Origin of the sequence: Streptomyces sp. NPDC001544, assembly GCF_042894285.1 — a bacterium.
GTDB lineage: Bacteria > Actinomycetota > Actinomycetes > Streptomycetales > Streptomycetaceae > Streptomyces.
This window is the reverse complement of sequence record NZ_JBIAVN010000019.1, coordinates 124,966-132,064: the sequence shown is the minus strand read 5'-3', so window position 1 is coordinate 132,064 and position 7,099 is coordinate 124,966. Positions and strand designations below refer to the sequence as shown.

The 7,099-nt window shown below is 70.8% G+C and carries 6 protein-coding genes and 3 tRNA genes; 5 read left to right on the top strand and 4 right to left on the bottom strand.

Annotated elements, in window-relative coordinates:
- From ACFY0F_RS33730 to ACFY0F_RS33720, 3 genes are all read right to left on the bottom strand, one after another.
- Positions 1-1,910: DEAD/DEAH box helicase (locus ACFY0F_RS33730; RefSeq protein WP_388802979.1), on the bottom strand; the 1,910-nt coding region annotated here is incomplete at its 3' end.
- A 229-nt stretch (positions 1,911-2,139) separates the two neighbouring features.
- The gene (locus ACFY0F_RS33725) at positions 2,140-2,664 is read right to left on the bottom strand and encodes a hypothetical protein (RefSeq protein ID WP_388802976.1); all 525 of its coding nucleotides are present in this window, start codon (positions 2,662-2,664) and stop codon (positions 2,140-2,142) included.
- A 93-nt stretch (positions 2,665-2,757) separates the two neighbouring features.
- Positions 2,758-3,108: a metallopeptidase family protein gene (locus ACFY0F_RS33720; RefSeq protein WP_189417147.1), complete on the bottom strand. Its 351-nt coding sequence runs from the start codon at positions 3,106-3,108 to the stop codon at positions 2,758-2,760.
- 83 nt (positions 3,109-3,191) lie between these two features.
- On the opposite strand from ACFY0F_RS33720, the gene ACFY0F_RS33715 reads away from it, so the two are divergent.
- From ACFY0F_RS33715 to ACFY0F_RS33700, 4 genes are all read left to right on the top strand, one after another.
- Positions 3,192-4,802, top strand: coding sequence for a metallophosphoesterase (locus ACFY0F_RS33715; RefSeq protein WP_388802972.1), 1,611 nt, complete (start codon positions 3,192-3,194; stop codon positions 4,800-4,802).
- A gap of 80 nt (positions 4,803-4,882) precedes the next feature.
- Positions 4,883-4,955 (top strand) — tRNA-Glu (locus ACFY0F_RS33710).
- 37 nt (positions 4,956-4,992) lie between these two features.
- Positions 4,993-5,067: transfer RNA gene (locus tag ACFY0F_RS33705), tRNA-Asp, on the top strand.
- Between the two features lie 29 nt (positions 5,068-5,096).
- A tRNA-Phe gene (locus ACFY0F_RS33700) sits at positions 5,097-5,170 on the top strand.
- A gap of 61 nt (positions 5,171-5,231) precedes the next feature.
- On the opposite strand, the gene ACFY0F_RS33695 is transcribed toward ACFY0F_RS33700, so the two are convergent.
- Complete coding sequence (locus ACFY0F_RS33695) at positions 5,232-6,167, bottom strand: CorA family divalent cation transporter (protein WP_388802969.1); 936 nt, start codon at positions 6,165-6,167, stop codon at positions 5,232-5,234.
- Between the two features lie 567 nt (positions 6,168-6,734).
- On the opposite strand from ACFY0F_RS33695, the gene ACFY0F_RS33690 reads away from it, so the two are divergent.
- Positions 6,735-7,067, top strand: a complete 333-nt coding sequence (locus ACFY0F_RS33690) for a hypothetical protein (RefSeq protein ID WP_388802966.1) — start codon at positions 6,735-6,737, stop codon at positions 7,065-7,067.
- Positions 7,068-7,099: the final 32 nt, after the last annotated feature.

The following is a 7,099-nucleotide window of genomic DNA, read 5'->3' as shown; positions in this document are numbered from 1 at the left end:
TCACGACGCTCGAAGGGACGCCCGCCACGGTCGTCACGGCGCTCGTCACGGCGGAAGCCGCCACGGTCACCGTCCCGGCGGTCGTCACGGCGGAAACCGCCACGGTCGTTGTCGCGGCGCTCGAACCCACGGTCGTTGTCACGACGCTCGAAGGGACGCCCGCCACGGTCGTCACGGCGCTCGTCACGGCGGAAGCCGCCACGGTCACCGTCCCGGCGGTCGTCACGGCGGAAGCCGCCACGGTCGTTGTCACGGCGCTCGAACCCACGGTCGTTGTCACGACGCTCGAAGGAACGTCCACCACGGTCACGGTCGAAGGAACGCCCGCCCCGCTCGTCACGGCGCTCACGACGCTCGTACGACGACGCGGCCGCGGGACGCTCCTCGCGCTCCACCCGGTCGACGTCCTGCGCGGCCGTCTGCTGCGGCACCGAGACCTCGGCGACGGTCGGCGCCTCGGCCTGCGCCTGGGCGACCGCGGCCTCCGGGTCCTCGCCCCGCTCACGGGCGACCCTGGCGACCAGCCGGTCCGCCTCCTCGCGCAGCTCGGCGGCACGCCGCTGGGCCCGCTCGAGCTCCTTGGTGAGCTGGGCGACCTCGCGCTCGGCCTGCTGGGCGGCGTTGCCCGCGGACTCGGCCTGGACCTCGGTCATGGAGCGGGCGCCGGTGATCTCGGCGACCTCCGGGTCGAAGGCGGCGCCGCCCTGGATGATGTGGCGCCCGGCGTCGACGCCGGCGTCCTCCATGAGGCGGAAGATCTGCCGACGCTGGTGCGGCAGCGAGAGGGAGACCACCGTGCCGGTGCGGCCCGCGCGAGCCGTGCGGCCGGCGCGGTGCAGGTAGTCCTTGTGGTCGCCGGCCGGGTCCACGTTCAGGACGAGGTCGATGCCGTCGACGTGGATACCGCGGGCGGCGACGTCGGTGGCGACCAGGACGTTGACGTAGCCGTCCTTGAAGTCGGCCAGCGTGCGCGTACGGGCGCCCTGGGTCATGCCGCCGTGCAGCGCGTCCGCCTTCACGCCCGCGTCACGCAGCTGCTCGGCCACGCGGTCGGCGCCGAGCTGGGTGCGGACGAAGATGATGGTGCGGCCCTTGCGGGAGGCGATCGCGGCGGTGACCGGCGCCTTGTCCTTGGGCTTCACGATCAGGATGTGGTGGGACATCGTCGTGACGGCGCCCTGGGCGGCGTCGACCTCGTGCAGGGCCGGGTCGTTCAGGTACCGGTCGACGAGGGTCTTGATCTCGTTCTCCATCGTGGCGGAGAACAGCATCCGCTGGCCGCCCGCCGGGACCTGGTCGAGCAGCTCGGTGACCTCGGGCAGGAAGCCCAGGTCGGACATCTGGTCGGCCTCGTCGAGGACCGCGATCCGCACGTCCTCGAGGGAGCAGGCGCCGCGGTTGATGATGTCGCGCAGGCGGCCCGGGGTGGCGACCAGGATGTCGACGCCCTTCTCCAGGGCGTAGATCTGGTTGCCCATCGACGTGCCGCCGCAGACGACCTTCATCTTCAGGCCGAGGACGTCACCGTACGGCTGGAGCGCGTCGGCGACCTGCATGGCGAGTTCACGGGTGGGCGTGAGGATGACGGCACGCGGCTTGTGCTTCTCGGTGCGACCGCCGGCCAGCGTGGCCAGGGTCGGCAGACCGAAGGAGAGCGTCTTGCCGGAGCCGGTGCGGCCACGGCCGAGGATGTCCTTGCCGGCCAGGGCGTCCGGGATCGTCGCGGCCTGGATCGGGAAGGGGGTGGTGACGCCGTTCTGCGCGAGCTTGCGCACGACGCCCTCGGGGAGACCGAGGTCCGCGAAGGTGACCTCGGGGGTGCCGGTCTCGTCGTTGGCCTCGATGAACTCGGCGTTGTCCGCCTCGATGTTCTCGGGCGCCACGACGTGATCAGTACTGGAAATGGACATGCGTATGCGAAACCTTCCGGAGTCTCGTCGGCACGCGCCCGTCAACTCCGTGATTCGCAATACGACCGCCTCTATGCGGTCAGCCACGGCAAAGGAGAGTACGCGCCACACGGCGCGCTCTGCAGTGGCGCCGGGCAAATGGGATCAAACGATCTACCAAGATACGCACCCCACACCCCCGAAGGCAAACCGGGACTCGTTGAGCTACGTCACACGGCCCGGCGTCCCGCTACACCGGTGACCCGGCCTCCGGCGCCGGCTCCCGCTCGACCAACTGCGGCCCCGTCTCCTCGTGCGCCGACGACGAGGGCTCGGCGGACGGGGGCGCGCTGGTCGGCGTGGGCGGCGGCGGAGGAGGCGGCGGCGGGGGTGTGGGCGTGGGCTCGGCCGTCCGCGAGGGCACGGGCTGGGCGTCGGTCGGCGCGGGCTCGCCCGGCCCGGCGGTCCTTCCCGGCTTGGCCGGCGCGGTCGGGGAGGCGCTGCCCGGCGCCGACGGCTCGGCCGACGCCGAGGCCGACTTGCCCGGCCTGGCCTTCCCGCCGTGCCGGTGCTTGCCGTCGGCCGGACCGCCGTCGTACCCACCGCCGTGCCCCGACACCACCGCCAGGCCGTCGGGCGCGCGACCGTCCCGCTGTCCCGCCGAGTGCGCGGGTCTGCCCGGGTCCGCGTCGTCGCCCACACTCACACAGCCGGAGGCGGCGGCGAGGACCATCGCCGTGGCGGCCAGACGGACGGGTACGGACAAGGGACGCACGGCGGCCACCTCCCAAGGGTGAAGAAGTCAACCTGCCCAACTCCCGCCGCCCACAAGAGGACACGCGACCCGCCGGAAAGGGCCCGAAGCGACTCAGCCGTACCCGAGCGCGTGCAGCCGCTCGTCGTCGATGCCGAAGTGGTGGGCGATCTCGTGCACCACGGTCACCTCGGTCTCCGCGACCACGTCCTCGCGGGTCTCGCACATCCGCAGCGTCGGCCCCCGGTAGACGGTGATCCGGTCCGGCAGCACGCCCGCGTACCACTCGCCGCGCTCCGTGAGCGGCGTCCCCTCGTACAGCCCGAGCAGCTCGGGGTCGTCGGCGGGCGGTTCGTCCTCCACGAACACCGCGACGTTGTCCATCAGCCGTGTCAGCTCCGGCGGAATCCGGTCGAGCGCCTCGGCGACCAGCTCCTCGAACTCCTCGCGCGTCATCTCCAGCACAGGCCCATTGTCCGGTACGGCACCCTCGTACGAAGGTCTTGGAGCACCGCATACCCCTGCACATGACCGGGCATACGGCACCAATGGCCCGCGTCCCCGTCGCAGCCCTGGACCACATGCTGAACCGGACCAAGAACCGCACCCACCGCATCCGGAAGAACCCCCGCTTCCGGAAGGCCGCCCGCTTCCGGAAGGAGCCCCGCCCCCTCCCTCCGCTCGAACTCGCCGCCCGTCCCAGCCCCTGGGCCCGCGCCCTCGGCCTGACGGGCGTCGTCCTGGTCGGCGCCTGGCTGGGCCTGCTGATCGTGGGCGACGTACGGGCCCCGGTCGGCCCGATGAACACGACGATGACCCTGCGCCCGTCCCTGACCGGCGGCACCAAGATCAACGTCGCACCGCTCGGCGCGCTCTCGCTCGACAGCCACGTCGCTCCGGTGCGCCTCGACGTCAACGTCGACCAGCTCGACCCGGTCCGCTCCCAGGCCCTGGTCGACCACCCCGAACGCATCTCCGGCCTGCAGGACGAGATCGCCCACGACGTCGAGCACGGCACCGTCGACCTGGCCGTACGCTCCTGCGTCGCCGTGGTCTCCGGCGCGACGGCGCTCGGCCTCGCGGTCTACCGCCGTCCGCGCCGCGCCCTGGCCGCCGGCGGGCTGGCGTTCACCCTCCTCGCGGCGTCCGGCGCGACCGCGTACGCCACCTGGAACCCCGAGTCGGTCCTGGAGCCGCGCTTCTCCGGTCTGCTGTCCTCCGCGCCCTCACTCGTCGGCAACGCGCGCAGCATCGTCACGGAGTTCGACGTCTACCAGAAGGAGCTGGCCCGCCTGGTGACGAACGTGACCAAGCTGTACGACGTCACGTCCACGCTGCCTGCCTACCAGCCGGACCCCACCACGATCCGGGTGCTGCACGTGTCGGACATCCACCTCAACCCGGCGAGCTGGAAGATCATCGCCTCGCTGGTGGCGGAGTACAAGGTGAACGTGATCGTCGACACCGGCGACACCATGGACCACGGCACGGCGGCCGAGAACGGCTTCCTCGACCCGATCGCCGACCTGGGCGTCCCGTACGTGTGGGTCCGCGGCAACCACGACTCGCGGGTCACCCAGCGGTACCTGGGGCGGATGAGGAACGTGCACATCCTGGACGACGGCAAGGCCGAGTCGGTGGCCGGCCTGCGCTTCGCGGGGATGGGCGATCCGCAGTTCACCCCGGACCGCTCGGGCCGGCTCAGCGACACCCAGGAGCAGCAGGCGGGGGACCGGCTGGCCTCCGCCCTGCGCGACCAGCGGACCGCCGGCACCCCGGTGGACGTCGCCATGATCCACGAGCCCTCCGCCGCCCGCGAGACCGACGGTGAGGTGCCCCTGGTGCTGGCCGGGCACCTCCACCACGAGGGCGACGAGATCATGAAGAAGGGGACCCGGCTGCGCATCGAGGGCTCCACGGGCGGCAGCGGCCTGCGCGCCGTCGAGCACAAGTACCCGGCGCCGATCGAGGCGTCGATCCTCTACTTCGACCGGGACACCCGGCGCCTCCAGGCCTGGGACGCGATCAAGCTGGGCGGCCTGGGCCTGACGACGGCCGAGGTCAGCCGCCACCTCCCGCAGGAGAACCAGCCCGGCGCGAGCCAGGTCCCGACAAGCCCGCCACCCTCGTCACCCGCCCCTTCGTCCACGGCCCCGTAAACCGTTTTGGCGATACCCCTCGCCATCCCATATGCTTCTCACGTCCCCGACGCGCTGAGAAGCGCCCAGGCGGGCCGATAGCCCTCATCGTCTAGCGGCCTAGGACGCCGCCCTTTCAAGGCGGTAGCACGGGTTCGAATCCCGTTGGGGGCACGCAACACCGTGTGCGACACTGTCGTACACAACGCTTGGTCCTGTGGAGCAGTTTGGAGTGCTCGCCACCCTGTCAAGGTGGAGGCCGCGGGTTCAAATCCCGTCAGGACCGCTGGGGTTTTGTTTCACGTGAAACCCCGTGGCTGGGTAGCTCAGTTGGTACGAGCGATCGCCTGAAAAGCGATAGGTCGCCGGTTCGACCCCGGCCCCAGCCACAGCCGCCCCACCAGGGCAAACGGCCTCACTGGAGATCATCCAGTGAGGCCGTTCTCGTGTTCACCGGTCCTCGGGGTCGTCGTCGCGCAGCCTGCGCCAGACCCGGGTGCGATGCAGTACGTAGAGAGCGACGCACAGAACGGTCACCTGCAGGCCCACAGCGAGCAGCCAGAAGACGACCTTGCTCTCCAACTCGTCGGTCATGTACGTGAAGTTCATGCCGAAGAACCCCGTCAGGAACGACAGGGGCAGGAAGATCACCGACACGATGGCCAGTCGGTTGATCACGCCGTTCTGCTCGCCGGACACGAGGGTGGAGTAACTGACGAAGGCCCGCCGCGAGGCGTCCTGAAGGGACTCGATGTCCTTGAGCACCAGCCTTGAGCTGTGCTGGAAGGCGCGAGCCAGGCGCTGCCGCTCCTCCGGGAAATGGGGGTTCATCATCCTCCGCGTGAAGGCCTCGTCCGTCACCTGCAGATAGGGCAGGAGCGTGTGGTGCAGGAGGGCCGAGCGGCGTCGTAGCAGGGTCAGCTGGTAGATCTGCTGGGGGCTGCGCCGCTGGAACATCTCGTCCTCGAGCTCCTCCACCTCCAGCAGGGCCTGCACGGCCGAGCGGCGAAACGTCTCCAGGGCCTCCTGCAGCAGCAGGAACAGCGTGGCCACGGTGTCCGGGGGCCTCTCGTTCGGCAGCCGGGTCGTCACGCTGCGCATCAGTGCGATCGGCCCGCGGTGAACGGTGATCAGGTGCCGCTCGGTCACGAAGGCATGGACATGAGTGACCTGGTCCGCCTCGACCACGGGTATGACGAACCCGGCGCTGTCCCCGAGGAACTCGGCCCGCGCGGCCTCGCCCTCCGTGCCCAGCCACGTCAGGCCCGCGGCCTCGAGACCGAGCTGGCGGGCGACCGGCGTTTCGTCGTGCGGTGGGTTTTCGGACAGTTCGATGTCGACGAACAGGAAACGGGATGCCGCGAGACGCTTCCGTGCCTCGGACATGTGAGTTCGTGTGACGCTCCCTTCCGGCATCGACATCACCGATACGATCATCGTCCCTCGCTGTGGATCACGGGTGGCGGCACTCCCCAGCCTGCGCAGGCGAGGCTGTCCACGCATACGCAAGGACTCGTTCGCACCGCCCAGCGGCGCCCGGACGGGTGAAGGCGGCACTAGGGCCTGTCCGGCGGATCATGCCGCAGACGCGGGGCTTGGCACGCCCTCCCCCACTCTCGGCTTCGCTCGAGCGGGCGGTGCCCCCACCGGCGTTGTCGTCGGTTGCCGACTCCCCCATCGCGTCGACGCCCTCCTCCGCCTTGCAGCCGGACGCTCCCCCACGCTCGAATGAGCTCGCGCGGGGGCACCCCCATTCGCCCCGCTCACCAGCACCGATGACGCACCGCCCGTGCCCTGCGACCTGATCCGCCGGACAGGCCCTAATCCGCCAGGGGGTCGGCATCGCGTGGCGCGCCTACGACCGCTTCGATATCGTCCGCCGGGATATGACCGCGCGCAGGTGGATGCCTGGGCTGCGGAGCTGCGGGCTGCGATTTCCGGGGGCGGGGGACGATGAGCCGGGACGACGCGAGAGCGGGTCAGGACGTCGAGCTGGAGAAGGACCGGGCTCGGTACGGGCTGATGGCGGTGGTGTTCAGCAACCTCGCCATAGCCGCGGTCGCGATCTTCGGGGTGTGGCAGCTCGACGGGGACAGAGCGGTGATCGTCGGGGTGCTGACGGCCGCGTTCACCGCGGTGAGCGGCACGACCACCGCTTACCTGGGGATCAAGGCGGTGTCCAATACGGCGAGGTCGATCGCCCTGGGCGACGGGCATCGCCGGGAGCCTCCGCAGCCGGCTCCATCGGCTCAGCAGCCGGCTCCGTCGGCTCAGCAGAACCAGTGACCGGGGCCGCCATCGGGGCAGCCGAGCACCTT